Annotated in this window: 16 protein-coding genes; 11 read left to right on the top strand and 5 right to left on the bottom strand. The window is 48.2% G+C overall.

The window, feature by feature from the left end; translation table 11 throughout:
* Positions 1 to 6 precede the first annotated feature (6 nt).
* Both DWY55_RS05280 and DWY55_RS05275 read left to right on the top strand, forming a co-directional pair.
* Positions 7 to 1,989: a BT_3987 domain-containing protein gene (locus DWY55_RS05280; RefSeq protein WP_120178031.1), complete on the top strand. Its 1,983-nt coding sequence runs from the start codon at positions 7 to 9 to the stop codon at positions 1,987 to 1,989.
* A 167-nt stretch (positions 1,990 to 2,156) separates the two neighbouring features.
* A complete protein-coding gene (locus tag DWY55_RS05275; protein WP_117588971.1) occupies positions 2,157 to 4,436 on the top strand; it encodes a GH92 family glycosyl hydrolase in 2,280 nt (759 codons plus the stop codon).
* A gap of 58 nt (positions 4,437 to 4,494) precedes the next feature.
* Here DWY55_RS05275 and DWY55_RS05270 read toward each other — a convergent pair whose 3' ends face one another.
* Positions 4,495 to 5,049: an RNA polymerase sigma-70 factor gene (locus tag DWY55_RS05270; RefSeq protein WP_117588972.1), complete on the bottom strand. Its 555-nt coding sequence runs from the start codon at positions 5,047 to 5,049 to the stop codon at positions 4,495 to 4,497.
* Positions 5,050 to 5,267: 218 nt separating this feature from the next.
* On the opposite strand from DWY55_RS05270, the gene DWY55_RS05265 reads away from it, so the two are divergent.
* From DWY55_RS05265 to DWY55_RS05225, 9 genes are all read left to right on the top strand, one after another.
* Positions 5,268 to 6,188: a FecR family protein gene (locus DWY55_RS05265; RefSeq protein WP_117588973.1), complete on the top strand. Its 921-nt coding sequence runs from the start codon at positions 5,268 to 5,270 to the stop codon at positions 6,186 to 6,188.
* A gap of 256 nt (positions 6,189 to 6,444) precedes the next feature.
* Positions 6,445 to 9,735, top strand: coding sequence for a TonB-dependent receptor (locus tag DWY55_RS05260; RefSeq protein ID WP_243633637.1), 3,291 nt, complete (start codon positions 6,445 to 6,447; stop codon positions 9,733 to 9,735).
* Positions 9,736 to 9,751: 16 nt separating this feature from the next.
* A complete protein-coding gene (locus tag DWY55_RS05255; RefSeq protein WP_117588975.1) occupies positions 9,752 to 11,383 on the top strand; it encodes a SusD/RagB family nutrient-binding outer membrane lipoprotein in 1,632 nt (543 codons plus the stop codon).
* A gap of 33 nt (positions 11,384 to 11,416) precedes the next feature.
* Positions 11,417 to 12,526, top strand: coding sequence for a glycoside hydrolase family 18 (locus DWY55_RS05250; RefSeq protein WP_117588976.1), 1,110 nt, complete (start codon positions 11,417 to 11,419; stop codon positions 12,524 to 12,526).
* Positions 12,527 to 12,553: 27 nt separating this feature from the next.
* Complete coding sequence (locus tag DWY55_RS05245; RefSeq protein ID WP_117588989.1) at positions 12,554 to 13,705, top strand: DUF1735 and LamG domain-containing protein; 1,152 nt, start codon at positions 12,554 to 12,556, stop codon at positions 13,703 to 13,705.
* A 214-nt stretch (positions 13,706 to 13,919) separates the two neighbouring features.
* Positions 13,920 to 16,205 carry a GH92 family glycosyl hydrolase gene (locus tag DWY55_RS05240; protein WP_171030415.1) on the top strand — a complete coding sequence of 762 codons (2,286 nt, stop codon included), beginning with the start codon at positions 13,920 to 13,922 and terminating at the stop codon, positions 16,203 to 16,205.
* A 16-nt stretch (positions 16,206 to 16,221) separates the two neighbouring features.
* Positions 16,222 to 17,529 (top strand): MFS transporter, encoded by a 1,308-nt coding sequence (locus tag DWY55_RS05235; RefSeq protein WP_117588977.1) that lies wholly within the window; start codon positions 16,222 to 16,224, stop codon positions 17,527 to 17,529.
* A 108-nt stretch (positions 17,530 to 17,637) separates the two neighbouring features.
* Positions 17,638 to 18,612 (top strand): glycoside hydrolase family 130 protein, encoded by a 975-nt coding sequence (locus tag DWY55_RS05230; protein ID WP_117588978.1) that lies wholly within the window; start codon positions 17,638 to 17,640, stop codon positions 18,610 to 18,612.
* A gap of 298 nt (positions 18,613 to 18,910) precedes the next feature.
* Positions 18,911 to 21,154, top strand: coding sequence for a GH92 family glycosyl hydrolase (locus tag DWY55_RS05225; protein ID WP_117601114.1), 2,244 nt, complete (start codon positions 18,911 to 18,913; stop codon positions 21,152 to 21,154).
* A gap of 78 nt (positions 21,155 to 21,232) precedes the next feature.
* Here DWY55_RS05225 and DWY55_RS05220 read toward each other — a convergent pair whose 3' ends face one another.
* The 4 genes from DWY55_RS05220 to DWY55_RS05205 form a co-directional block, all read right to left on the bottom strand.
* Positions 21,233 to 22,759, bottom strand: a complete 1,527-nt coding sequence (locus tag DWY55_RS05220; protein ID WP_117601113.1) for an ATP-binding protein — start codon at positions 22,757 to 22,759, stop codon at positions 21,233 to 21,235.
* A gap of 440 nt (positions 22,760 to 23,199) precedes the next feature.
* Complete coding sequence (locus tag DWY55_RS05215) at positions 23,200 to 24,084, bottom strand: TraB/GumN family protein (RefSeq protein WP_117877929.1); 885 nt, start codon at positions 24,082 to 24,084, stop codon at positions 23,200 to 23,202.
* A gap of 77 nt (positions 24,085 to 24,161) precedes the next feature.
* A complete protein-coding gene (locus DWY55_RS05210; RefSeq protein ID WP_005828855.1) occupies positions 24,162 to 24,674 on the bottom strand; it encodes a C40 family peptidase in 513 nt (170 codons plus the stop codon).
* Positions 24,671 to 25,474, bottom strand: a complete 804-nt coding sequence (locus DWY55_RS05205) for an ABC transporter ATP-binding protein (protein WP_120178029.1) — start codon at positions 25,472 to 25,474, stop codon at positions 24,671 to 24,673. The genes DWY55_RS05210 and DWY55_RS05205 overlap by 4 nt, the downstream gene beginning before the upstream one ends.
* Between the last annotated feature and the right edge of the window lie 11 nt (positions 25,475 to 25,485).

Below are 25,485 nucleotides of genomic sequence, written 5' to 3'. Positions count from 1 at the left end.
TTGATTATGAAATATATGAATCATGTAAAATCAGGCTTGCTGGCAATGGCTTTTGCATGTGCAGGAATATGCTTCACCGGTTGTGAAGATGATGTTGTCATCAACACCGGCAACAGTGACAAGCTGGATACTGTGGATGGCGTGTATGGCTATGTAAAGTCTGCCGCCGGTGCACGTGAACTTACTCCGATTTCTGTTTTTGGCGACAAGGTTGCTACCGGACATCTCTATTTTGAACTGAGCAAAGCTGCAGAGCAGGATGTTACGGTGACCTTCAAAGTGGACGAAGACGTTTTGGAGGCTTACAATAAGAAGAATGGAACAAGCTATAAAATGTATCCCGCCGATAAGCTGAGCCTGGCGAACGGTGGAACTGCCACTATCAAGGCGGGCGAACAGAAGTCGGCTTCTGTGGAACTGAATATCAATGCCGGAGGCACAATCGGACAGACTTATGCTGTTGCCGTTTCTGCATCTGCCAATAACGGTGTGGAAGTTTCTACAAACAATCAGGAATATATTTACTTGGTAAAGCCTTTGGCTGCTATTCCTGAGAGTATCAGTAAGGGTGATATACTTACACATTGCTTTGTGGAAGTAAATGACGAGAACATCTTGAATATGGGTGAATATACCATGAAGAGCAACGGAAAGCCTTTCTTTGATGTAGTCAGCATTTTTGCTGCCAACATCAATGTGGATAGCAAGACCGGTCGCGTACATGTTTTCTGCAATGACCAGGTTTCCTTCTTGCTGAGAAATGCGGATAAGTTCATCCGTCCTTTGCAGGCTAAGGGCATTAAGGTGGCTATGACTATTCTTGGCAACCATGACGAGGCTGGTATGGGTAACCTTTCGGAAGCTGCTGCCAAAGACTTTGCCAAGGAACTGAAAGCCTACTTGGATATTTATGGTTTGGATGGCATCGACTTTGATGATGAGTACACCAACTACAACAACTCCAATCCCGGTCCCGGCTTCGAAACACGCTCACGTGCCAACTTCGCGCGTTTGGTTTATGAGTGCCGCCAGGTATTTGGAGACAAGCTGATCGGTGTGTATGAATATGGTTCGCTCGACTCTCCAGACGGTGAGGTAGAGGGTATGAAGGTAGGTGACATTGTGGACTATATGACCTACGGTTACTACCAGAATCAGAATCCCGAGGGAGCCTTTGGCCGTGAAGAGTCTCATTTTGAGAACCTGCCCAAATCCAAGTATGCTCCGCTGCCTTGGAAGATTAATGATGAGTTGAACGGAGGTTGGAATGGATTTGACAAGAGCAAATTCCAAAAAGTGAAAGATGAAGGTTATGGCATTCAGATGTTCTACAATCCCAAACCGCTGATGTATCAGTATTATACGCTGCTTTCGGAAATAAGTAAAGTACTTTTTGATGATGAAGTGGAGTGGAGCGGTAAGTACTGGAACCGTACTGGTGAAGCTTATCAAGGAAAGATGATGGGCTATGAAGATTTGGTCGGTGAATGGAAAGTAACTTCCAGTAACTCCCTCTTTACCTATGTGGATGAAGAAGGCAATCCTCGCTGGTGGGATTGGAAAGGCAGTCAGGATTTTGAGAAGAATGTAATTATAGAGAAAGATGAAGAAGGTACCGGATATGTAGTTTACAACTGGGGTACTTTCCCCGAAATTACCGGTAAGTATCCGATGCATTGCGATTACTATAACGGTGCACTGCTCATCTATCCGCAAACCATTCATGAGGGCGATGCTGAAGACCCTGCTACCTACAAGATGCATTTCGGTACTTATAGTAATGCCTTCCAGTGGAAAGCATATCCTAAGTATGATAATTATTCCATGGATGGCGATATTGCTCCTAACGGTGATATGCGTATCTATGGTTTGGGCAACAGATGGGCTATCAACCCTTATAAGTATGTAGGCGGTGAGATTGAGAACGACATCTTCCCCGATGTTCCTTACTTCGTGAGTGAGAACTATACGATGAAGAAGGTACGCTGATGCCATGTTTTCCGTAAACTGAGGTTTCGGAAAAATGGATGCTTGAACCTTTTCATACATGAAACAAAGGAGGGCTTTGCTCAAAGTAATGGGGCGGCCCTCCTCAAGCATTCTCATATAACAAGATTCTATTATGAAGCTATACACTTACTTATACAATAAACAATATGAAGAAAAACATGAAATCTAGTTCCATACTGTTGGGCGGACTTTTTCTGCTGGGGGCGGTTTGCAGCTGTACCCAGACGGCACCGGACTATGCGTCTTACGTCAATCCGTTCATCGGTACGGGCGGACATGGGCATACCTATCCCGGAGCGGTAGTTCCCAACGGAATGATTCAGCCCAGCCCCGACACGCGTATCTACGAGTGGGATGCCTGCTCCGGATATTACTATGCAGATACTACTATCAACGGATTTTCACATACTCACGTCAGCGGTACGGGTTGTGCCGATTACGGGGATGTGTTGCTGATGCCCACTGTAGGGCGGCAGGATTACCACTCTATGGGCTCGAAGAGCCAGCAGATGGCGTACGCCTCTGCCTTTTCCCACGAGAATGAAACAGCCGAACCGGGATATTATTCCGTATTTTTGGACCGCTACGGGGTGAAAGCCGAACTGACCTCTACCAAACGTGCGGCGATTCATCGCTATACCTTCCCGAAAGCGGAAGATGCAGGCTTTATCCTCGACTTGGATTATAGCATTCAGCGCCAGAAGAATGAACAGATGGAGCTGGAAGTAATCAGCGATACTGAAATCCGTGGACGCAAGAAGACTGTATATTGGGCTTTCGACCAGTATATCAACTTCTACGCCAAGTTCTCCAAACCATTTACCTATACGCTGGTCACGGACTCCATGGCATTGGACGAAGGCGGTCCGCTTCTGCCTACAGCTAAAGCTTTACTGCAATTCCAGACGGAGCCCAATGAGGAGGTATTGGTAAAGGTAGGTGTGTCTGCCGTGGATATGGACGGTGCCCGCAAGAATGTGGAAGCCGAAATCTCCGGATGGGATTTTGACGGTGTGCGCCGTGCTGCCCGCCAGCAGTGGAACACTTATCTCTCCAAGATTGACATCGATACGAAGGACAACGACCAGCGTACCATGTTCTACACGGCACTTTACCACACGGGCATGCAGCCCAACTTATTTACCGATGCTGACGGACGTTACTTTGGTATGGACTTGAAGCCCCATCAAGGCAGGGTGGACGAGCCTGTCTACACCATTTTCTCTTTATGGGACACTTTCCGTGCCTATCATCCGCTGATGACGATTATCGATCCAGAACTGAACGAGGCCTTCATCCGTTCGCTCATCCAGAAGTCCCGCGAGGGCGGCGTCCTGCCTATGTGGGAACTGGCCGGAAACTATACGGGTACCATGATTGGTTATCATGCAGCTTCCCTCATAGCGGATTCGTATGTAAAGGGATACCGTAACTTCGACGTGCAGGAGGCCTATAAGGCTTGCCTCCGTACGGCAGAATACGATACGACGGGCATTATCACGCATCCTTTGGTTGTGCCGCATCTGATGCCGCAGGCCAAGTACTGGAAGAACAAGATTGGCTACGTGCCTTGCGACAAAGACAATGAGTCCGTGGCAAAAGCGCTGGAGTATGCTTACGATGACTGGTGCATCTCTGTACTGGCAGGTGCCTTGGACGACGAAGTCAACCGCGACAAGTATGCTGCCTTTGCCGAGGGATATAAAGTTTATTTCGATCCGAGTACCCGTTTCATGCGTGGACTGGACAGTGAGGGCAACTGGCGTACGCCTTTCAACCCCCGCGCATCCAATCACCGTAACGATGACTATTGCGAAGGTACGGCATGGCAGTGGACTTGGTTCGTTCCCCACGATGTAGACGGATTGGTAGAACTGATGGGAGGACGCGACGCTTTCATCGGCAAGTTGGATTCTCTGTTCACTGCCGATTCCAAGCTGGAAGGTGAATCGACTTCGGTGGATATTTCCGGTCTGATAGGCCAGTATGCTCACGGCAATGAGCCGAGCCATCACATTGCCCATCTCTACAACTACGTAGGCCAGCCCTGGCGTACGCAGGAGATTGTGGATGAGGTGCTGCATACGCTTTACTTCAACAACCCCGACGGACTTTCGGGCAATGAAGACTGCGGACAGATGTCTGCATGGTACATTCTGAATGCGATGGGCTTCTATCAGGTATGCCCCGGCAAGTCGGTATATTCCATCGGACGCCCGCTGTTCAACGAGGCGACCGTTCATCTGAAAGACGGCAAGTCGTTCAAGGTGATAGCCCACAACAATAGCCGCGATAACAAGTATGTGCAGAGCATTGTGCTGAACGGCAATAAGCTGGAGACTCCATTCTTCACGCATCAGGATATAGTGGACGGCGGTACACTGGAACTGACTATGGGCAGCGAACCGCTGAAGCCGGAAGAGTAAATGGATTATTATGCTCACAAGATTCCCTGATGAGCAATACCTTTAATAAGGTGGAGTCCTACCGGGAAATGAATAGCAGCAGCAACGGCATGTATTCTTTTAGCTCGTTGCGCAGAAATTCCAATGTTTTTTGTTTATAGCGGTTGACTGACTTCACACTAAGGTTCAGCTCTTCCGCTATTTCTGTATGCGTTTTTCCCTTGAAGAAGCTCTCGATGAAGACAATGCGGTAGCTCTCGGGAAGCTTGTTCAGGGTACCGTACAGCATCCGGTACATTTCGTCTAAGGTATATACACTGTCCGGTTCCGTTTCGTAGACAGGGGTTTTCTTTTTGACGACTTCCGCATAATTCCATTCATATTCCTGATGCTTCAGGTAGTTCAGGCAATTGTTCCTCACGCACATCTTGAGGTAACCCAATATCGTTTTCGGGTCTATCTCGAAGTTGTCCATGTTGTTCCATAGGGAGGCGAATACTTCGGAAACAATGTCTTCGCGAGTCTCTTTATTGTCAACAAAACGCTTGGCATACAAGCAGAAGGGGGCATAGTACTCCTCGTAGAGCTGCTTGAATACTTGTTTCTTGCTTTGTTCATTAAGAGATAGTTTCATAATATATCTACAGTATTTCGAAGGCAAATATACAATAAGAAAGTCAAATAAAAGGTTCTTTTTGAAATTTAAAAGAACAAAGCTGTGGCAATAGGCAAGTAGTATTTTGTTATTAAGGACCCAATTGAAAAAACTTTGTTTTAGCTGTCCCTTTTTGATTTCCCGATTGTATTATCTATGTAATTGCAATTATAAATAGGTTATAAGGTTTAGAGATTATGGAAAAATTAGATTCGGATTTATTGTTTCGGAAAGCACAAGCATTGGGAGATGATATCCGGGAAATGGAATCAATTGATGTGGCCAAAGCTTTTGAACGGACACAGCAGTTGATAAGGAAAAAGCGGGGTAGGCAGATGTATGATAGCTTGATGCGCTATGCCGCATTCTTGACGTTACCTTTGCTGATGATTTCGCTGACGTTGGGCTACTTATATTTCAGTGGACCGGAAGCGGTAGACTGCTACGCCGAAGTCACGGCTGCCAAAGGTTCGGTCATCCGTTATGAGCTTCCTGACCATTCGGTGGCGTGGCTCAATGCGGGAAGTACCTTGCGTTATCCCATAGTTTTCAGGAAAGACAATCGGAGCGTGGAACTGAAAGGGGAAGCGTATTTTGAAGTGCAGGCCGACAAGAAACGTCCTTTTTATGTGAACACACTGGATGGATTGAGTGTATATGTATACGGAACGAAGTTCAACGTGGCTGCCTACGAGGATGAAGAACTTATTGGTACGGTGTTGGAGAAAGGTAAGGTAAATGTGGTAACCCCCAATCAGGAGACAATGGAATTGTTACCCGGAGAGCAGTTGCTTTACAATCGGAACAGTCGGAAATGGATTAAAAATAAAGTGGATGTCTACGAGAAGGTGGCTTGGAAAGACGGAAAGCTGATTTTCAGGAATGCGACGTTGGAAGAGATATTCAAAAGGCTTTCAAGGCATTTCAATGTGGATATTGAGTTTGACAATAGGTTGGGAAAGGAATACAAGTACCGGGCGACTTTCCACAAAGAGACCTTGCAGCAGATTTTGGATTATCTGGCAAAGTCGGCAGCCTTGAAGTGGAGGGTGGAAGATGCTGCGCAGCAGGCAGACGATACCCTTACGAAGGCTAGGATTATAGTAAACTTATATTAGTAACCCTTAAAACCATAAAGAGCCTATGATATAGTATAAGAAGAGCAAAAACAAAAAAGGAAGAAAACTGTCCCCACAGCTTTCTTCCCTACTCATTAAAAAACTCACGGATTTTGGTTTAGCAGACAAGAAGCCGTGAATCAAACCTTAGTTCATTTAGTAATAAACTTTAGTTAACCGCAAATGTATGAAAAATAATCATTCATTTAGTGCAGTATGCCTTAAATATACCTTAAAATTAAAACTTCCTTTACCTATGAGGATAAGTCTAATACTACTTTTTGCTGTTGTATTACAGCTTCCTGCCAGTAACGGGTACGCCCAGCGGACGCGAGGCTCCTTTTCTATGTCGAGTGTTTCCATAGAAAATGTATTGAATAAGATAGAGGAGAACTCCGACTATGTGTTCCTCTATAATAACAAGACGATTCAGGCAGACCGCATTGTTTCGGTAAACAGCCGGTCGGGAAAGATAACAGAGATCCTGGATGACATGTTTCGTGGAACAAATGTCACTTATACATTGGTAGACAATCAGATAATCTTGTCCACGAAACAGATAAAGCAACAAGAACCCAAAATCAAGGTGGACGGCGTGGTCAAGGATGCTACCGGCGAACCGCTGATTGGCGTCAACGTGAAGGTGAAGAATACCATTGCCGGTACCATTACTGATTTGGACGGCAAGTTCAACTTGGCGGTAAACAAGGGGGACGTTCTCGAAATCTCTTATGTGGGATATACTACTAAGGAAATCAAGATAATAGACGATCGAATCCTGAATGTGCTGTTGGAAGAAGATTCGCAGAAGCTGAACGAGGTAGTGGTCACTGCCCTGGGTATCAAGCGTGCCGAGAAAGCGTTGAGCTACAACGTGCAGCAGGTGAAACAAGACGAGCTGGTCCGTGTGAAGGATGCTAACTTCGTGAACTCGCTGAGCGGAAAGATTGCCGGTGTAAGCATCAACAAGAGTGCTAGCGGCGTGGGAGGAGCTACCCGCGTGGTGATGCGTGGAGCCAAGTCCATCGAGGGCGACAACAATGCACTCTACGTGGTGGACGGTATCCCTTTGTTCAACACCAATATGGGGAATACGGACAGCGGTATCATGGGTGAGGGCAAGGCCGGAACGGAAGGTATTGCTGACTTCAACCCCGAAGACATCGAAAGCCTCTCCGTGTTGAGCGGCCCTTCGGCAGCCGCCTTGTACGGTAGCAGCGCCGCCAACGGGGTGATTCTGATTACTACCAAAAAGGGCAAGGAAGGAAAACTTTCCGTCCAGTTCTCTTCTTCCACGGAGTTTAGCAAAGCCTACATGACACCGGAGTTCCAGAGCACCTACGGCAATAAAAAGGACATGTACGAAAGCTGGGGAGAAAAGCTGGCTACCCCTTCTGCCTACGATCCGAAGGACGACTTCTTCAATACCGGAACCAACTTCATCAACTCGTTGACATTGACCACGGGCACCAAGCAGAACCAGACGTTCGCGTCCGTATCATCCACCAACTCGGCCGGTATTGTGCCCAATAACTCTTACGACCGTCTGAACTTCACTATCCGCAACACTGCCACCTTCTTCAAGGATAAACTGCAACTCGACCTGGGCGCGTCGTATGTGAAGCAGAAAGACCGCAACATGGTGTCGCAAGGACAGTACTGGAATCCGGTGATGGCTGCCTACCTCTTCCCGCGGGGAGAAAACTTTGAAGACATCAAGACTTTTGAGCGTTATGATGACAGCCGTAAGTTTCCCGTACAATACTGGCCGGTGTCCGAACCTACCTACGCTTCGCAGAACCCTTACTGGACTGCCTACCGCAATGTGGCTACCAACGAGAAGAGCCGCTACATGTTCAACGTGGGGCTGACCTACAAGATTACCGACTGGCTGAACGCCGCCGCACGCTTCCGCATGGACGATACGCATGTGCTCTTCGAACGCAAGATTTACGCCACTTCCGACCAGAAGTTTGCCGAGGGAAAGAAAGGACATTATGGCTACAGCAACTATAACGACCGCCAAGAATACGCCGACTTCATGCTGAATGTCAACAAGCATATCCGGGACTTCAGCATTGCTGCTAACTTGGGCTGGAGCTATTCTAACTATTGGCTATTGGAGAGAGGATATAAAGGAACATTGAGCCTGGTACCCAATAAATTCGTGGCAGTCAACATCGACCCGGCCAATGGACGTGTCTCCGAAAAGGGCGGTGATAGCCGCGTGCGCAACCATGCCGTCTTTGCCAATGTGGAATTAGGCTGGAAGAGTATGCTTTACTTGACGCTGACCGGACGTAACGACTGGAACTCCCGTCTGGTGAACACCGACGAAGAGTCCTTCTTCTATCCTTCCGTAGGTTTGTCGGCCATCATTTCCGAAATGGTAGATTTGCCCCGGTTCATTTCTTACTTGAAGGTACGTGGTTCCTTTACCGAAGTGGGCGCTCCAATTTCCCGTTCCGGTCTGACTCCCGGTACGGTGACAACTCCCATTGACGGCGGTACGGTGAAGCCTACCTATATCTATCCGTTTACCGACTTCAAGGCAGAGCGTACCCGTTCGTATGAATTCGGTTTAAGTTTGCGTTTGTGGAACAAGTTGAGTGCAGAAGTCACTTACTACCATTCCAATACCAAGAACCAGACTTTCTTGGGTAACTTGCCTGAATTTACCGGTTACAAGCAGATTTACTTGCAGGCCGGTAATGTGGAGAACCGCGGATGGGAAGCCTCTTTGGGTTACAATGACAAGCTGAAGAACGGACTGGCATTCTCCTCCACATTGACATTTTCGCGTAACGTCAACAGAATTAAAGAAATGGTGGATGGTTACCATACTGATTTGTTGGACGATCCCATCCAGATTTCTGAAGTTGTGAAAGATGGCGGACGTATCATTTTGAGGAAAGGTGGCAGCATTCACGACATTTACGCCAATACCTTCTTGAAGAAAGATCATCAGGGTTATGTAGAGATAAAGAGTGACGGTACGTTTGAACTGGATAATAGCGGTAAGCCCGTCTATTTGGGCAAGACTTCCCCCGACTTCAATATGGGATGGAACAACTCCTTGTCGTACAAAGGACTCGGACTCAGCTTCCTGCTCAACGGACGTTTCGGAGGTGTGGTTACCTCCTCTACCGAAGCATTGCTCGACCGTTTCGGCGTGTCGAAGCGTTCGGCCGAGGCACGTGACAATGGCGGTGCATTATTGCCGGGACAGGGCAGGGTAGATGCAAAGACCTACTACCAGATGATTGGTACAGGAGGTTACGAGACCTCCGGCTACTATGTCTACAGCGCTACCAACATCCGTTTGCAGGAGTTGACACTCAGCTACACCATGCCCAACCGCTGGTTTGGCAACGTACTGAAGGACGTGACGGTTTCCTTCATTGCCAACAATCCCTGGATGGTGTACTGCGAGGCTCCGTTCGACCCCGAACTGACTCCCTCTACCGCCACCTACGGACAAGGCAACGATTACTTTATGCAGCCAAGTGTGCGTAGCTTTGGCTTTGGTATTAAATTCAAATTATAACAGACCGACTTTTAATATGAAAAAGATAAATCAATATAAGCTTTTAGCGGGAATATATGCCCTAGCATTGTTGGCATCCTGCGATTACGAGGAAATCAATACCAATTGGGCTGAAATGAACGAGAAGGAAGAAGCCATGGACGGTGTTGCCGTCGGAGGATTGGTGACAACGATGGAGCAGACCGTCTTCCCGGTAGGGACACAAGCCGACGATACGGACATCATCAACATGTACCAGACCGACTATCATCTGTCTGCCGACTGCTGGAGTGGATTCTTCTCACAAAACAACTCTTGGAACGGTGGTAACAACAATACCAGTTATTATTTGATTGACGGATGGATTAAGGGTACTTATGCACGTTCTTATACCAATGCACTCGACCCGTGGAAAAAATTGAAAGCCGCTTCTGAAAAGAACGACACTCCCGAAGTCTTTGCCTTGGCACAAGTATTGAAGATTTCGGCTTGGCACAAGGCGTTGGAGAGTTTCGGGCCGATGCCTTATTCACATGCAGCCGATGCTACGATGAACATTCCTTTCGACTTGGAGAAGGACATATATGCTGCCATGTTCAAAGACTTGGCCGATGCTGTGGAGGTTTTGACCAAGAAAGCGGATGCCGGGGTGACCATTATGGAAGATTATGATGCGGTTTATGCGGGTGACTCTAGGAAATGGGTGAAGTATGCCAATTCGCTGATGCTTCGTCTGGCGATGCGCGTACGTTTTGCCGATACCGAACTGGCAAAGCGGTATGCGGCTTTGGCCGTGAAACACTCCATCGGAGTGATGACCTCCAAAGACGAAGAGGCGCAGATGAGTTCGGGTGCGGGCATCACTTTCCGCAACAACATCGAGTGGTTGGCCGAGCAGTACAATGAATCGCGCATGGGGTCGTCCATGTTCTCTTACCTGATGGGTTACGAAGACCCACGTCTGAGCGCTTACTTCAAACCGGTGGATGACAAATGTACTTTGGGACAGTTGGCATTCGATGGCAAGAAATATCAAGCCATTCCTGCCGGGCATCTTTACGGGCAGAACGATGTCTATACGACATTCTCAAAGCCGAATATCAAAGGTGACACTCCGACCTATTGGATGCGTGCTTCCGAAGTCTATTTCTTACGTGCTGAAGCTGCTTTGGTGTGGGGAGGTGAATTCGGTAATGCCGACGAACTCTACAAGCAAGGTATTGGGATGTCGTTCCAGGAAAACGGGGTGACAGCTTCGGTCGATGATTACATGAACTCCGGCAATGTACCAATCAAGCATGAGTTCGGTGGTTCTTACTCTTGCAGTTTTTCCGCCCCTCGTGCCGTTACAGTCAAGTTTGAAGGCAGCCGGGAAGAAAAATTGGAGAAGATTATTATCCAGAAGTGGCTTGCGCTCTTTCCCAACGGTCAAGAGGCTTGGACGGAGTGGAGAAGAACTGGCTATCCCGACTTGAATCCGGTGATGGCAAACAGAGGTTCGTTCCAAGGAGCCACCATTGAAAAAGGAGTGCGCCGAATGATTTATCCGACCAGTTTCCATCAGACAACGGAGGACGAGGCCAACTATCAGGCCATCCTGAAGTTGCTCAATAATGGGAAGGGTGGTGAAGACAAATCTTCTACCCGTCTGTGGTGGGATTGCAAGTGATAAACGATGTCTTACGTTAGAAATAAGAAAAATATGAAAAAATTGAAGAAACTATTATATATTGTTCCGTTGCTTGGTTTGATGGCTACTGCCTGCACGGATATTGAGAGCATTGAGATAGATCATATCGGTGGTAACAATACCAAAGATGACGTGGAGAGCGAAGCGTACTATGCCGACTTGCGCGCGTATAAAGAAACCGCCAAGAATTATGGCCGCCCCGTTGCGTTCGGCTGGTTTTCCAACTGGGCGCCGACGGGAGCCATGCGGAGGGGGTATCTCACTTCTGTGCCCGATAGTATGGATATCATATCTATGTGGAGCGGTGCCCCAGGACGTTATGAAATCACTGAGGCGCAGAAGAAAGACAAGGAGTTTGTGCAAAAAGTGAAAGGCATCAGGTTATTGGAAGTCTGCCTGCTTTCACACTTGGGCAAAGGGCGCACCCCTACTTCGGTATACGATGAAGTGGAAAAAAAAGCCATAGAAGAGGGTTGGAGCGAAGCTAAGCTGACAGAAGAAAGAAAGTTTGCTCGCTGGGACTTCTGGGGGTTTACTTCGCATGACTTGAACAACAAGGAAGAGCTGGAACGGGCTCTTTCCAAATTTGCCAAAGCCATCTGTGACTCGTTGGTGACCGGCGAGTGGGACGGATATGATATCGACTGGGAACCGGGTAACGGTTTCAATGATTCCGACGGTACTATCGGCAGCCGTAACATCGGTTTCGTGGTGAAAGAGTTGGGCAAATACATCGGTCCTAAGAGCGACCCGGAGAACAAAGGGCATAAACTGCTATGCATCGACGGGCATATCAATGATTTCTTGCCTGAGATAGAAGATTATGTGGATTACTGGATAACTCAGGCGTATGGGCATGCTTCTCCTTATTTGCATTCGCCTGGCAATATCAATGAGAAACTCATTGTCACGGAGAACTTCGAATCGTTTGCTTCCAATGGAGGGCAATTGTTGAAACAGGCCGCCTGGATGCCGGAAGAAGGGTATAAAGGCGGTGTGGGAGCTTATCGCTTTGATAATGACTATGACAATGCACCCGATTATAAATGGATGCGTCAAGCCATACAGATTAATCAGCGTGTGTTCAACGAATGGAAAGAAAGCAAAGGAAAAAATAAGTAGTGAATCAAATTTTAGAATATGAAAGATATGAATAAATATTTGTTGAAATATATGGTGTTTTGCTTCATAGCCATGCTGTCGGTCAGTTGCAATGATAGCGAAAGTGATTTGCTGGAACCTAAGGTCTATTTTGAAGAAAGGGAGTACCGGATAGAGGTGGAAGAGGGCGAAGCGATGACCCATGAGTTGCGGGCACGTGTGTCATCCTTGTGTGCTTCGCAGGTAGAGGTGTCTTATGAAGTGGCCGATACTTCTGTAATTGAGGCTTATAACAAAAAGTATGGAACGGAATATGAGATGTTCGATGCTACTGCCGTAGATTTGGGAAATGCTGTTGCCACTGTTCCTTCCGGAGAGGTGTATGCCGGATCGGTATCGGTGAAATTTTCTAAGTTGGATAAGGTGGAAGAAGGTAAGTCTTATCTGCTTCCGGTGCGTGTACGGTCTGCTTCTCTACCGGTTTCCCAAGGGGGAGATGTGGTTTATTTTATCCTCCACAAGCCCGTGCGGATTATGAAGGTGGCTCGTGTGTATAACAATTATGTGAGGATACCTTTGCTTCCCGGTACCCAATTCACATCCGTTACTTACGAAGCATTGATTTATATTGATTTCTTTGGAAACAACAATACTGTTATGGGATGCGAGGGAACTCTGATTTTCCGTATCGGTGATGCACCTTTGCTGGAGAAAGACCATTTGCAGATTGCAGGCAAATCGGAATACAGCGTTTCTCAGGCTTTGGGAACCGGGAAATGGTATCACGTGGCGTTCACTTACAATCAGCCTACCGGCAAGACTGCCATCTTCATCAATGGAGAAAAAGCTTCCGAAGCGGTTTGGGATATTCCGAGCTTCGATTTCGGTAAGGGCGACTTCTTTATCGGTAAGGTGGCCGGATTCATGTGGGGCGAACGTCCGTTCTATGGTCGCATGAGCGAAGTCAGACTTTGGAATGTGTCGCGCACGGAGAGTCAAATCAAGGAAAACATGATTACGGTTGACCCGAAATCGGAAGGCCTTGCTGCTTATTATAAGTTGAACGGAACCGACCAGTTCCAAGACGGAGAGACGTGGAAAGTGAAAGATGCTTCCGGTCATGGAATGGACGGATTGGTGAATGGAGGCGATAAAGCCCTCGGCATCGTGGAATTGGATGAACCGATAACTATTAAATAGCAGGATTCCGGTTTGGATATGAATGCAAGTTCTTGCAACTACCAATTACAAGAACTTGCATTCTTTCTTTTACCGACATGTCTTTATTCTTTATCCTTCTATTCTGCTAATTAAAATTAAAAAATAATCTGCAGTATTAGTGTTTTTGCCGAGTGAATTGTTTTATTAACCAATAAAAGGCAAAAGAATGTGTCTCAATAAACTTAAATTTAGGATGAAAAACATGAAATCTATTGCATGGCAAGCCGGATGTCTCTTGTGGTTGGGCATGGCGGTATGCAACTGTACTCCGGCTTCTTCAGGGGAAGACTATGCATCTTACGTAAATCCGTTTATCGGTACGGGGGGGCACGGACATACCTATCCGGGCGCAGTGGTACCCAACGGGATGATTCAGCCGAGCCCCGACACGCGCATCTTTCAGTGGGATGCTTGTTCCGGTTATTACTATGCCGATTCCACCATTAACGGATTCTCGCACACGCACCTCAGTGGAACGGGTTGCGGTGATTATGGCGATGTGCTGCTGATGCCCACCGTGGGCCGTCAGGACTATCATGCGATGGGGAAGAAGAGCCAGCAAATGGCATACGCCTCGCCTTTCTCGCACGGGCGGGAGAAGGCAGAACCGGGATATTATTCCGTATTCCTCAACCGTTATGGCGTACAAGCCGAGTTGACCTCTACCAAGCGCGCCGCCATTCATCGCTACACGTTTCCCAAGTCTGGGAAAGCAGGATTTATCCTTGACCTTGACTACAGCCTCCAGCGTCAGAAGAATGAAGAGATGAAGCTGGAAGTCATCAGTGATACAGAAATCCGCGGACATAAGAAAACCGTTTACTGGGCTTTCGATCAATACATAAACTTCTATGCCAAGTTCTCCAAACCGTTTACTTATACAATGGTGACCGATTCCATGGCATTGGATGAAGGGGAACCGCTGCTGCCCACCGCCAAGGTGCTATTGCAATTCCAGACGGAGAAGGATGAGCAGGTGATGGTGAAGGTGGGTGTTTCAGCTGTGGATATGGACGGTGCCCGCCGGAATGTGGAAGCGGAGATACCCGGATGGGATTTTGACGGAGTGCGTCGGGCAGCCCGCCAATCATGGAATGAATACCTTGCCAAGATAGATATCGAGACGGAGGATGAAGACCAGCGTACCATGTTCTATACGGCGCTTTATCATACGGGTATGCAGCCCAATCTGTTTACCGATGCCGACGGGCGTTATTTTGGCATGGATTTGAAAGTGCATCAGGGTAGCGTGGAAGAGCCCGTCTATACCATTTTCTCTTTGTGGGACACGTTCCGTGCCTACCACCCGTTGATGACGATTATCAATCCGGATTTGAACCAAGCCTTCATCCGCTCGCTCATCCAGAAGGAGCGCGAAGGCGGTGTATTTCCCATGTGGGAATTGGCGGGCAACTATACGGGCACGATGATAGGCTATCATGCTGCCTCCCTTGTGGCAGATGCCTATATGAAGGGCTATCGCGACTTTGATGTACAGAAGGCATACCGCGCTTGCCTGCGTGTGGCGGAGTATGACACTACTGGTATTATCACCCATCCTTTGGTATTGCCTCATTTGATGCCGCAGGCCAAATATTGGAAGAACAAGGTCGGTTACGTGCCTTGCGACAAGGATAATGAAGCAGTAGCTAAGGCCTTGGAGTATGCCTACGATGACTGGTGCATCTCTGTGCTGGCCGGTGAGTTGGGCGACACGCTGAACCAACGGAAGTATGCTGATTTCAGCAAGGGCTATCAGAACTATTTCGATCCAGTTACCCGTTTTATGCGTGGACTGGATAGCAAAGGCAATTGGCGTACGCCGTTCAATCCCCGCTCTTCCAACCATCGCAGTGATGACTATTGTGAGGGGACTGCCTGGCAATGGACCTGGTTTGTTCCTCACGATGTGGAGGGACTGGTGGAACTGATGGGAGGCCGTGAAGCTTTTATCGGTAAGTTGGACTCGCTGTTCGTGGCCGATTCTTCACTGGAAGGTGAACTAGTGTCTGCCGACATTTCCGGCCTGATAGGGCAGTATGCCCATGGTAATGAGCCGAGTCACCATATCATTCACTTCTACAACTATGTGGGCCAACCCTGGCGCACGCAGGAGTTGGTGGACGAGGTACTGCAGACGCTTTATTTCAACAATCCGAACGGGCTTTCGGGTAATGAAGACTGTGGGCAGATGTCGGCATGGTATGTACTGAATGCCATGGGCTTCTACCAAGTTTGCCCAGGCCGTCCGCTCTATTCCATCGGTCGCCCGTTGTTCGACAAGGCGACAGTGAACCTTAAGGATGGAAAGAAATTCACGGTGGTGGCCACGGACAACAGTCGTACGAACAAGTATGTTCAGAAGATGTTGTTGAACGGCGAGGAATTGGTACGCCCGTTCTTTACGCATCAGGACATAACGGACGGTGGCACTTTGGAGTTGATAATGGGCGACAAGCCGGTAAAGACAAACAATTGATAACGTGCGATTAGTTATGAATCACAATAATTACCGTAACCCGGTTTCCTGGGTGCCTTCCGTTTATTTTGCCATGGGGCTGCCTTTCATTGCAGTCAACCTGGTCTCTACGTTCATGTTTAAGGATTTGGGCATATCCGACACGCAGATTGCCTTCTGGACTTCTATCATCATGATGCCCTGGACGTTGAAGTTCCTTTGGAGTCCGTTCCTGGAGATGTACCGCACAAAGAAGTTCTTTGTGGTTATCACCCAGTTGTTGAGCGGATTGCTGTTCGGACTGGTGGCTTTTTCGTTGAAGTTCGATTACTTTTTTGCCATTAGTATTTCGACAATGGCAGTCATCGCTTTCAGCGGAGCCACGCACGATATAGCCTGCGATGGCGTGTATATGGCGGAACTGTCACCTGCCGACCAAGCCAAGTACATCGGTGTGCAGGGGGCTTTCTACAACATCGCCAAATTGGTGGCGAACGGCGGACTGGTGGCGATGGCGGGTATGCTGGCCCAGAGTTTCGGGGCGATGGAAGGCCGTTCTATGCAGGAGAACATGTCTGCTTATAAGGAAGCGTGGATGATTATCTTTATCGTCATTGCCGTGTTGCTGTTGCTGTTGGGGGGGTATCATTCACGGATGTTGCCGTGCACGCAGAAGCGGCAGGACGCCAAGCGTTCGGGCGCGGAGGTGATGCGGGAACTGTGGGCGGTGATAAGGAATTTCTTCACAAAGCGCCACATCTTCTATTACATTTGCTTCATTATCCTCTACCGCTTTGCTGAAGGGCTTGTGATGAAGATTGCACCGCTCTTCTTGCGCTCCTCGCGTGAGGTGGGGGGATTGGGGCTTTCGCTTACTGAAATCGGTACGTTGAACGGTGTCTTCGGTTCAGCGGCTTTTGTGCTGGGATCCTTGTTGGCAGGCATCTACGTGTCGAAGCGCGGGCTGAAGAAGACGCTGTTTTCGCTCTGCATCGTGTTCAACTTTCCGTTCGTGGCCTACACGCTACTCGCCATTTATCAACCGGAGAACCTTTATCTGATAGGTGCGGGCATCGTGGCGGAGTATTTCGGTTACGGCTTCGGCTTCGTGGGGCTGACGTTGTTCATGATGCAGCAGATTGCTCCCGGCAAGCATCAGATGTCACACTACGCCTTTGCTTCCGGCATCATGAATTTGGGAGTGATGCTTCCGGGGATGATGAGTGGTTTCTTTAGTGATTTGTTGGGGTACGAGAAGTTCTTCACTTACGTGCTGTTGGCCGCCGTACCGTCGTTGCTGATAACATACTTCATTCCCTTTACGCATGACGATGAGGTGAAGTAAGCTTTGCAGCATGAATGAGACTTGTTGCATAAAAAACTATTGAATAAAAGAATATAATCTGTGCCCATCTGTGTAATCTGTGGTGCAAAGATAAAAATCCAAAATATTATGAACAATAAATTTACTTCAATCCCTTGGGAAGAGCGTCCGGCAGATTGTGCGGACGTGATGTGGCGTTATTCGCAGAATCCCGTTATCGGACGTTACCATATTCCGACGTCCAACAGTATCTTCAATAGTGCAGTGGTGCCTTTTGGCGACGGATTTGCCGGTGTGTTCCGTTGTGACAACCGGGCGGTGCAGATGAATATTTTTGCCGGTTTCAGCAAGGACGGCATCCACTGGGAAATAGAGCATGAGCCAATCAAGTTCAAGGCCGGGAATACGGACATGATAGAGTCCGAATATAAATACGACCCGCGCGTGACATGGATTGAGGATCGCTACTGGATTACGTGGTGCAACGGCTACTACGGTCCCACCATCGGTATCGGCTATACTTTCGATTTCAAGGAGTTCTTCCAGTGCGAGAATGCTTTCTTGCCTTTCAATCGCAACGGTGTATTGTTGCCTCAGAGGTTCGATGGCAAATATGCACTCTTGAGCCGTCCCAGCGACAGTGGCCATACACCTTTTGGCGACATCTACATCAGCTTCAGCCCCGACATGAAGTTTTGGGGCAAACACCGCCATGTGATGGCTCCCACACCTTTCCCCGAAAGTGCCTGGCAATGCACCAAGATAGGGGCGGGTTCGGTACCGTTCCTCACGGACGAAGGTTGGCTGATGTTCTATCACGGCGTGATAACCACTTGCAACGGTTTCCGTTACTCCATGGGGGCGGCTATTCTGGATAAGGACAATCCTGCCAAGTTGCTCTACCGCACCCGTGAGTATCTGCTTGCGCCTGCTGCTCCATACGAACTGGCAGGCGATGTACCCAATGTGGTGTTCCCTTGCGCAGCATTGCAGGATGGAGAACGTGTAGCTGTATACTACGGTGCAGCCGATACGGTAGTGGGGCTTGCCTTTGGCTATATCCACGAGATTCTGGAGTTCACGAAGCGCACAAGTATTTTGTAAGCACCAAGCAGTTGGCAGGCGCTTGGTATTGCTGAAAAAAAACGTCTGCCGTAACTGTCTTATACTTAGTGAAATATCACTGCAAAGATACTGCATGCTTTTTGCAGTGATACTGCAGAGCCGTTGCAGCGCCACTGCAAAGCTGATGCAGCGTTACTGCAAAGCTGTTGCAGCGCTACTGCAAAGTAGTTTGCAGTGTCACTGCAGACCGTTTGCAGTAACGCTGCAGAGTGCATGCAATGACACCGGCATGGGTAGCGTGCTCACTAACTAATAAAGAACAAATCCCTACTATATTATGAAACGACTGATTACTTTCTGTATCATCTCCTTTGGAATGCTCACGGCATCTATGGCTGCGGAGAAGCAACCGACGGACTATGTGAATCCTTTTATTGGTACCACCAACTTCGGCACTACAAATCCGGGAGCCGTCTGTCCCAATGGAATGATGTCCGTAGTGCCCTTCAACGTGATGGGCTCGGAGGACAACAAATACGATAAAGATGCCCGCTGGTGGTCCACTCCCTATGAGTATCACAATTGTTTCTTCACCGGATATTCGCATGTCAATTTGAGCGGTGTGGGCTGTCCGGAATTGGGTTCTTTGCTGCTGATGCCCACTACGGGAGAGTTGTCCGTGGATTATAAGGAGTATGGAAGCCGCTATAAGGACGAGCAGGCATCCCCCGGATATTACAGCAACTTCCTGACCCGCTACAATGTGAAGACGGAAGTGACGGCAACTCCCCGCACGGGTGTGGCGCGTTTCACCTTTCCTGCTGGGCAAAGCCATGTACTGCTGAATCTGGGCGAAGGTCTGACCAATGAATCGGGAGCTTTTCTGCGTCGGACGGGTGAGTGCGAGTTTGAAGGTATGAAGCTGCTGGGTACTTTCTGCTATAATCCGCAGGCCGTTTTCCCCATCTACTTTGTGATGCGTGTCAACAAGCAGCCTGCTGCTTCGGGCTACTGGAAGAAGCAACGCCCCATGACCGGTGTGGAGGCCGAATGGGATCCCGATAACGGACGCTACAAACTTTACACCGGCTACGGGAAAGAGCTGGCAGGAGATGACATCGGCGCTTACCTTACATTCCATACTGAAGAGGGCGAGCAAGTGGAAGTACAGATGGGAGTCTCTTTTGTGAGTATAGAGAATGCCCGGCTCAATTTGGATATCGAGCAGCAGGGAAAGAACTTCAGCCAAGTGCTGGAGGAAGCCCGTCGTTGCTGGAACGATGACCTCTCGCGCATCCTTGTGGAAGGAGGTACGGAAGAGCAGAAAACCGTTTTTTATACGGCACTCTATCATACGCTGATACATCCCAATATCCTGCAAGATGTGAACGGGGAGTATCCCGCTATGGAGAGTGACAAAATTCTGACCACCAAAGGCGACCGTTATACCGTCTTTTCCTTGTGGGACACTTACCGCAATGTGCACCAGCTTCTTACGCTAGTATATCCCGAACGGCAATTGCAGATGGTGCGCTCCATGCTCGACATGTACCGCGAACACGGCTGGCTTCCCAAATGGGAACTCTACGGCCGTGAGACGCTGACCATGGAAGGTGACCCTTCCATCCCCGTCATCGTCGACACCTGGCTGAAAGGTCTGCGCGACTTTGACATAGAACTGGCCTACGAGGCCATGCGCAAGGGAGCCACCCTGCCGGGGGCGGAGAACCTGCTCCGTCCGGACAATGACGACTATGTGTCATTGGGATATGTGCCTCTGCGGGAGCAGTATGACAATTCCGTTTCACATGCCCTGGAATACTATATTGCCGACAATGCCTTGTCGCGCATAGCTGCTGCGCTTGGCAAGAAGGAGGATGCCCGTCTGTTCCACGAACGTTCGCTGGGCTACAAGCATTATTACTGTAAGGAGTACGGTACTTTCCGTCCCATCTTGCCGGACGGAGAATTCTATGCTCCTTTCAATCCTATGGAAGGTGAGAATTTTGAGCCCAGCCCCGGCTTCCACGAAGGCAATGCTTGGAACTATACTTTCTATGTTCCCCACGATGTGAAAGGGCTTGCCCGGCTCATGGGTGGAAAGAAGCCGTTTGTAGACAAGCTTCAGCGCGTGTTCGACGAAGGGCTGTACGACCCTGCCAACGAACCGGACATTGCATACGCCCATCTTTTCTCTTATTTCAAGGGTGAGGAGTGGCGCACGCAGAAAGAGCTGCACCGCCTTTTGCAGAAGTATTTCAAGAATGCCCCCGACGGAATTCCCGGCAATGATGATACCGGAACGATGTCCGCTTGGGCTATCTTCAATATGATGGGCTTTTATCCGGATTGTCCCGGAGAACCGGCATATACGCTATCTACTCCGGTATTTGATAAAGTAACCATAAAGCTCGACCCTAAGTATTGGGGACGCGACCAACTGGTAATAGAGACGGAACGTCCGTCGGCAGAATCTCTATATATCCGCGAGATGAAGCTGGGAGGAAAAAAACTGTCCCGATATCGTATCACTCATGAAGAACTGGTGCAGGGAGGTAAACTGCAGTTTAGTCTTCGATAGGTATTGTGAGTCAGGATAACATCGGTGATGGTTTAGGTTGCCCGCTGTTGACAGAGTTCATGTCAGTGGCGGGCTTTTCTATGCAGGTTGGCTTCCGGCAGGTTGATAGGGTATTTCGAACCAGAATTCGGAACCTTTCCCCGGAATAGAGCTGACGCCCACTTTTCCGTTCATTTTCCCGGCAATCATGGTGCAGATGGAGAGTCCGAGGCCCGTGCCTTGTTTAAAGCTGTTTAGCTTGACAAAGCGTTCGAATACATCCTTTTGCTTTTCGGGAGGAATGCCGCACCCGGTATCACGGACAAAGAAGCGAATCCTGTCTTCTTGCGGCAGGTGATAACCAATGTCGATGAAACCTTCTTCCGTATGCTTGAGGGCGTTTGACAGATAGTTGTTCAGTACTTGCCTTACCCGCTTGGGAATGGTATGAATGCTACAGCAATCCGTACCGGGGAGGAGACGTATGCAGACTTTGGGCGGAAGTTTCAGTTTTGCCATCGTCTGCATTTCATCAAGCGTCTTGTTTACATCCATATCTCCTTCTGTGAATTCGAGAATGCCGGCTTCGATGCGTGACAGGTCGAGAATATCATTAATCAGTTGCAGCAGCAGTTGGGTGTTTTCTTCGATGATATGTATGTATTCCTTTGTATCTTCGTCTTGTATATAATCGGAAAGTATGGAGGAGAATCCGACAATGGCGTTTAGTGGAGTACGTATCTCGTGGCTCATATTGGCAAAAAAAGCCGATTTCAGGCGGCTGGCTTCTTCTGCTTTCTCTTTGGCTGCCAGTAGTTCGGTGATATCCAGTGCAGAACTGACAATCCATCTCTCTTTTCCTTTGTTGTAGGACACCAGCGTTTTGTGAAACGACAGAACATACTCTCTGCCTTTGGGATTGACAAAGTGTTTGATGTAGGACTGGGGAGTTTCCGACTCTTCGACTTCTTTGTCTGTCTCCTGAATGAAATTATCTTGCATTAGGGGTTTGAACTCCTCTTCATAGTGTCCCACAATATCCTCAGCGGGGACTTCCATCATCTCTGCCGCTTTTTTGTTCCATATCAGGTAGCGTCCTTCGTCGTTTTTGTCTTTTACTGTAGTGGCGATGGGGAGGTTCTCCAGAATACTTTCAAGGAAGAAACGGTATTTTTCGTTTTCCCGGCGTTGGACTTCATCTTCCGTAATGTCGCGTATGAAGGCCATGGCATAATTTCTGTTGAGGTAGACCATGCGCACTGCGATATATAGTTCTTCACTACTTTCCACTCTTATCTTTAGGATCAGGCTGTCCGAAGTGCGGGTATTCAGTACGCGTAACAGCGACGTCATGTATTTCCGGCATTCATCGGCGTCTGTCACTAAATTATTGATATTTAGAACTCCCGAATTCAGAAATGGAAGTCTGTTCGCCTTTTCGGTAGGTGTATTAAGTAGTTTTACGACAATACCTTGTCTGTTCAGCAGATATACTGGAATGTCTATTGCCCGGATAATCTGTCTGTTCAGACTTTTGTATTTATGATTTATCCAGTATAGAAAGCTTGCAGATGTAACGGCAATTAACAGAAATAACTGTACTTCTCCAAATAATGTAAGATGCATACGCGGTGTCTTTCATTTCGTCTGTCCTCATTGACGAAGGTTATTATATAAAAAGCGCGAGGACTGTTATTGTCTATCTGCATTCGAGGCTCTGGAAAATGCCCACACCGTTAATAGACAACAGCCCCCACGCCTAAGTATATAATAACATAGACGTGAAGAAACTGTTGCTATTATCCTGCGGTGTTTAAGAGAATTTTCCAGATTCCGAATAGCAGGGATAATAACTTTCGCTTCTTGCGTTCTTATCGAATCGAGTCAAAAGTGACGTTATCACTATAACAGCCAAGACTTTGGTGCAAAAGTAGTATATTTTTCGGGATGTACAGTATGATGAGGACAATAAAGTGTATATGCAAACAAAGCGTGATGGTATTTGACCGTCACGCTTTGTATAGTCTGCCATTAAAAGTTGTTGTTAGAGAGAATTGTTAGAGGATTTATTTCATGGCTTCTATGGTATATCCTTGTTGTTTCAGAAGGTTCAGCACTCCATTGTCTCCGGGCAGGTGTCCGGCACCGACTACGAAAAGGGTGGGGGCTTCCGTCATGATGGCAGGCATCTTTTCAACCCATGCCTTGTTGCGGTTGTCCAGCATGGCTTCCATCTCTCCGGGCAGCGGGTCGCATGAATTGCCGTCGCGCTCTTCCATCAGTTGCAGCATGGCGTCCAGGTCTTGCTTTTCATAAGCGGCAATCAGGCGCTTGCTTTGCTCGATACCTTTCTCGATGTCACTGATAGCGCAGTAGAGGAGGCTTGCCTGGCGTTGCAGCGTCTGGCTGTTGAACAGAATGTCTATTTGTGACTGGGCTGTTTCCAGACCGCCAATTTTCTTGCCTTGCTGTGCGGCCTGCTGCTGGAAGTAAGTGTCAAGCTGTTCTTGCGGGTTGAAGCCCGGAGTGTGTTTCATGTAGAGCAGGACGACAAGCTGCTGGTTGATGGCAGCCGGTTTCAGTTGTGCCAGCATGGCAATGTCCACCATCATGTTTTCCTTGATGGCTTTGCCTACTTCTTCGTATTGTTCGGGAGTAAAGAGGCTTTGCAGCGTGGTGTCTTTGGGCATCATCATCTGCTGTTGCATGCTTTGCATGAAGGCGGGAGTCGCCATTTCGCTCATCACAACTTCCCCGTAGACTTGGGCGGTTTCGCTCATGGCCTGCGGCATGGCGGCAATGCTGTCCTTTATACTGAGTGGAGAGAGGTGATAAGTACCGAAAATATAGGATGGTTTCTCTAATCCTTTACCGGATACTTTCCATAAAAGTTGTGCATTGGCGCTCAGCGCAATGCTGATGAATAAGAGGATGCCTAAAAGTTTCTTCATTGTTTTCTTCTTTTAATAGTTTCTGGACTATCAGTCGGGACAGAGTAAAGAAAATCACAAGAAGGGAAAAATTAGTATTATTTTATTCTTCCTCCGCAGAGCCAGTGTTGGGTGTAATATTTTTCCCGGAGGTTGCTGACTATGACTCCCTGGCTGGTGCTGGCATGTATAAACTTGCCGTCCTTGAGGTAGATGCCTACGTGTGCCACTTTTTTGCGGGAAGCACGGCTGGTGAAGAACACCAAATCTCCCTCACGCAAGTTGCGGCGGGAGATTTTACTGCTCTCTTTCAGTTGCCCGTCTGTGCTTCTCGACAGACGGGTGTGGTAAACTTTCTTATACAGTTGCGATACCAGTCCGGAGCAGTCCGTTCCACGTTTGCTGTCGCCACCTGCGCGATAGGGGGTGCCTATCCATTCGGAGGCATGGATGTATAGCTTGTGGTTGTCCTGCAGTTCAATATCCACTCCCAAACGGACGGATGCCTGCGCCAGGGCTTTGTAGTCCAGGCGTGGCGCGGAAGTATGGCAAGAACTTAGGCCTATCAATATGATGGTAAGAGCTACTATATAAGAAAGATATTTTTTCATGCTTCCGAATTTTTTTCTTCTACCGTTTTATCTTCTTTTTCCGTTATTTCTTCTACGGCTGCTTCTACTACCGTTTCTTCTACCACGGCTTCTTCCTCCACACCGACGTTGAAGTAAGCTTCCAATTCCTGCTCGGCAGAGTTGTTCTCATTTCGTATATCGCGGATAATAACGCCGTTTTCTAACAATGCAATACGTGGACAAACGTCCACTGTGTGATTCAGGTTATGGCTGGAAATGATGACGGTGGCTCCGTGCTCTTCATTGTATCTTTTCAGCAAGTGTTTGATTACAGACTGTGAACTGGGGTCAAGGAAGTTGAACGGTTCATCCAGAATCAACAGTTGCGGGTGATGTAGCATAGCGGAGATGATGCCGATTTTCTGCTTGTTTCCGGCAGAATAGTTGCGGATGAATTTTTTTTGCCCCATCACTTCGCCGTTCATGAAGCGTTCGAAGGGAAGCAGGCGTTCGTCTACCTCCTCTTTCTTCAGACCGTACATCTTACCGATGAAGTAGAAGTATTCTTCGGGGGTGAGGTAGTCTATCAGGAAACCGTCGTCTATAAAGGCTCCCGTGAAGTTCTTCCAGTCCTCGCTTTTGCTGACGTCAATGTCATTGATGGTTACATTGCCCCGGTCTGCCTGCAGTAAGTCAAGAATAAGCCGGAAGAGGGTGGTCTTGCCTGCACCGTTGTTGCCTACCAGTCCCAGCATATCGCTTTGCCCGATGGTGTAGTTCTCTATATCTACGGCTTTTTTTGTGCCGAAATTCTTTTGTAAATTGTTGATGCGTATCATGTTAGTGATTG

The sequence above is a fragment of the Bacteroides sp. AF25-38AC genome (genome assembly GCF_003602995.1).
Lineage (GTDB): Bacteria > Bacteroidota > Bacteroidia > Bacteroidales > Bacteroidaceae > Bacteroides > Bacteroides uniformis.
This window is presented reverse-complemented; position numbering and strand designations above follow the sequence as displayed.

Excerpts from the sequence above, each read along its gene's own strand:
- DWY55_RS05280 (WP_120178031.1), top strand. The coding sequence starts at position 7 with ATGAAATATATGAATCATGTAAAATCAGGCTTGCTGGCAATGGCTTTT.
- DWY55_RS05275 (WP_117588971.1), top strand. The coding sequence starts at position 2,157 with ATGAAGAAAAACATGAAATCTAGTTCCATACTGTTGGGCGGACTTTTT.
- DWY55_RS05270 (WP_117588972.1), bottom strand. The coding sequence starts at position 5,049 with ATGAAACTATCTCTTAATGAACAAAGCAAGAAACAAGTATTCAAGCAG.
- DWY55_RS05265 (WP_117588973.1), top strand. The coding sequence starts at position 5,268 with ATGGAAAAATTAGATTCGGATTTATTGTTTCGGAAAGCACAAGCATTG.
- DWY55_RS05260 (WP_243633637.1), top strand. The coding sequence starts at position 6,445 with ATGAGGATAAGTCTAATACTACTTTTTGCTGTTGTATTACAGCTTCCT.
- DWY55_RS05255 (WP_117588975.1), top strand. The coding sequence starts at position 9,752 with ATGAAAAAGATAAATCAATATAAGCTTTTAGCGGGAATATATGCCCTA.
- DWY55_RS05250 (WP_117588976.1), top strand. The coding sequence starts at position 11,417 with ATGAAAAAATTGAAGAAACTATTATATATTGTTCCGTTGCTTGGTTTG.
- DWY55_RS05245 (WP_117588989.1), top strand. The coding sequence starts at position 12,554 with ATGAATAAATATTTGTTGAAATATATGGTGTTTTGCTTCATAGCCATG.
- DWY55_RS05240 (WP_171030415.1), top strand. The coding sequence starts at position 13,920 with ATGAAAAACATGAAATCTATTGCATGGCAAGCCGGATGTCTCTTGTGG.
- DWY55_RS05235 (WP_117588977.1), top strand. The coding sequence starts at position 16,222 with ATGAATCACAATAATTACCGTAACCCGGTTTCCTGGGTGCCTTCCGTT.
- DWY55_RS05230 (WP_117588978.1), top strand. The coding sequence starts at position 17,638 with ATGAACAATAAATTTACTTCAATCCCTTGGGAAGAGCGTCCGGCAGAT.
- DWY55_RS05225 (WP_117601114.1), top strand. The coding sequence starts at position 18,911 with ATGAAACGACTGATTACTTTCTGTATCATCTCCTTTGGAATGCTCACG.
- DWY55_RS05220 (WP_117601113.1), bottom strand. The coding sequence starts at position 22,759 with ATGCATCTTACATTATTTGGAGAAGTACAGTTATTTCTGTTAATTGCC.
- DWY55_RS05215 (WP_117877929.1), bottom strand. The coding sequence starts at position 24,084 with ATGAAGAAACTTTTAGGCATCCTCTTATTCATCAGCATTGCGCTGAGC.
- DWY55_RS05210 (WP_005828855.1), bottom strand. The coding sequence starts at position 24,674 with ATGAAAAAATATCTTTCTTATATAGTAGCTCTTACCATCATATTGATA.
- DWY55_RS05205 (WP_120178029.1), bottom strand. The coding sequence starts at position 25,474 with ATGATACGCATCAACAATTTACAAAAGAATTTCGGCACAAAAAAAGCC.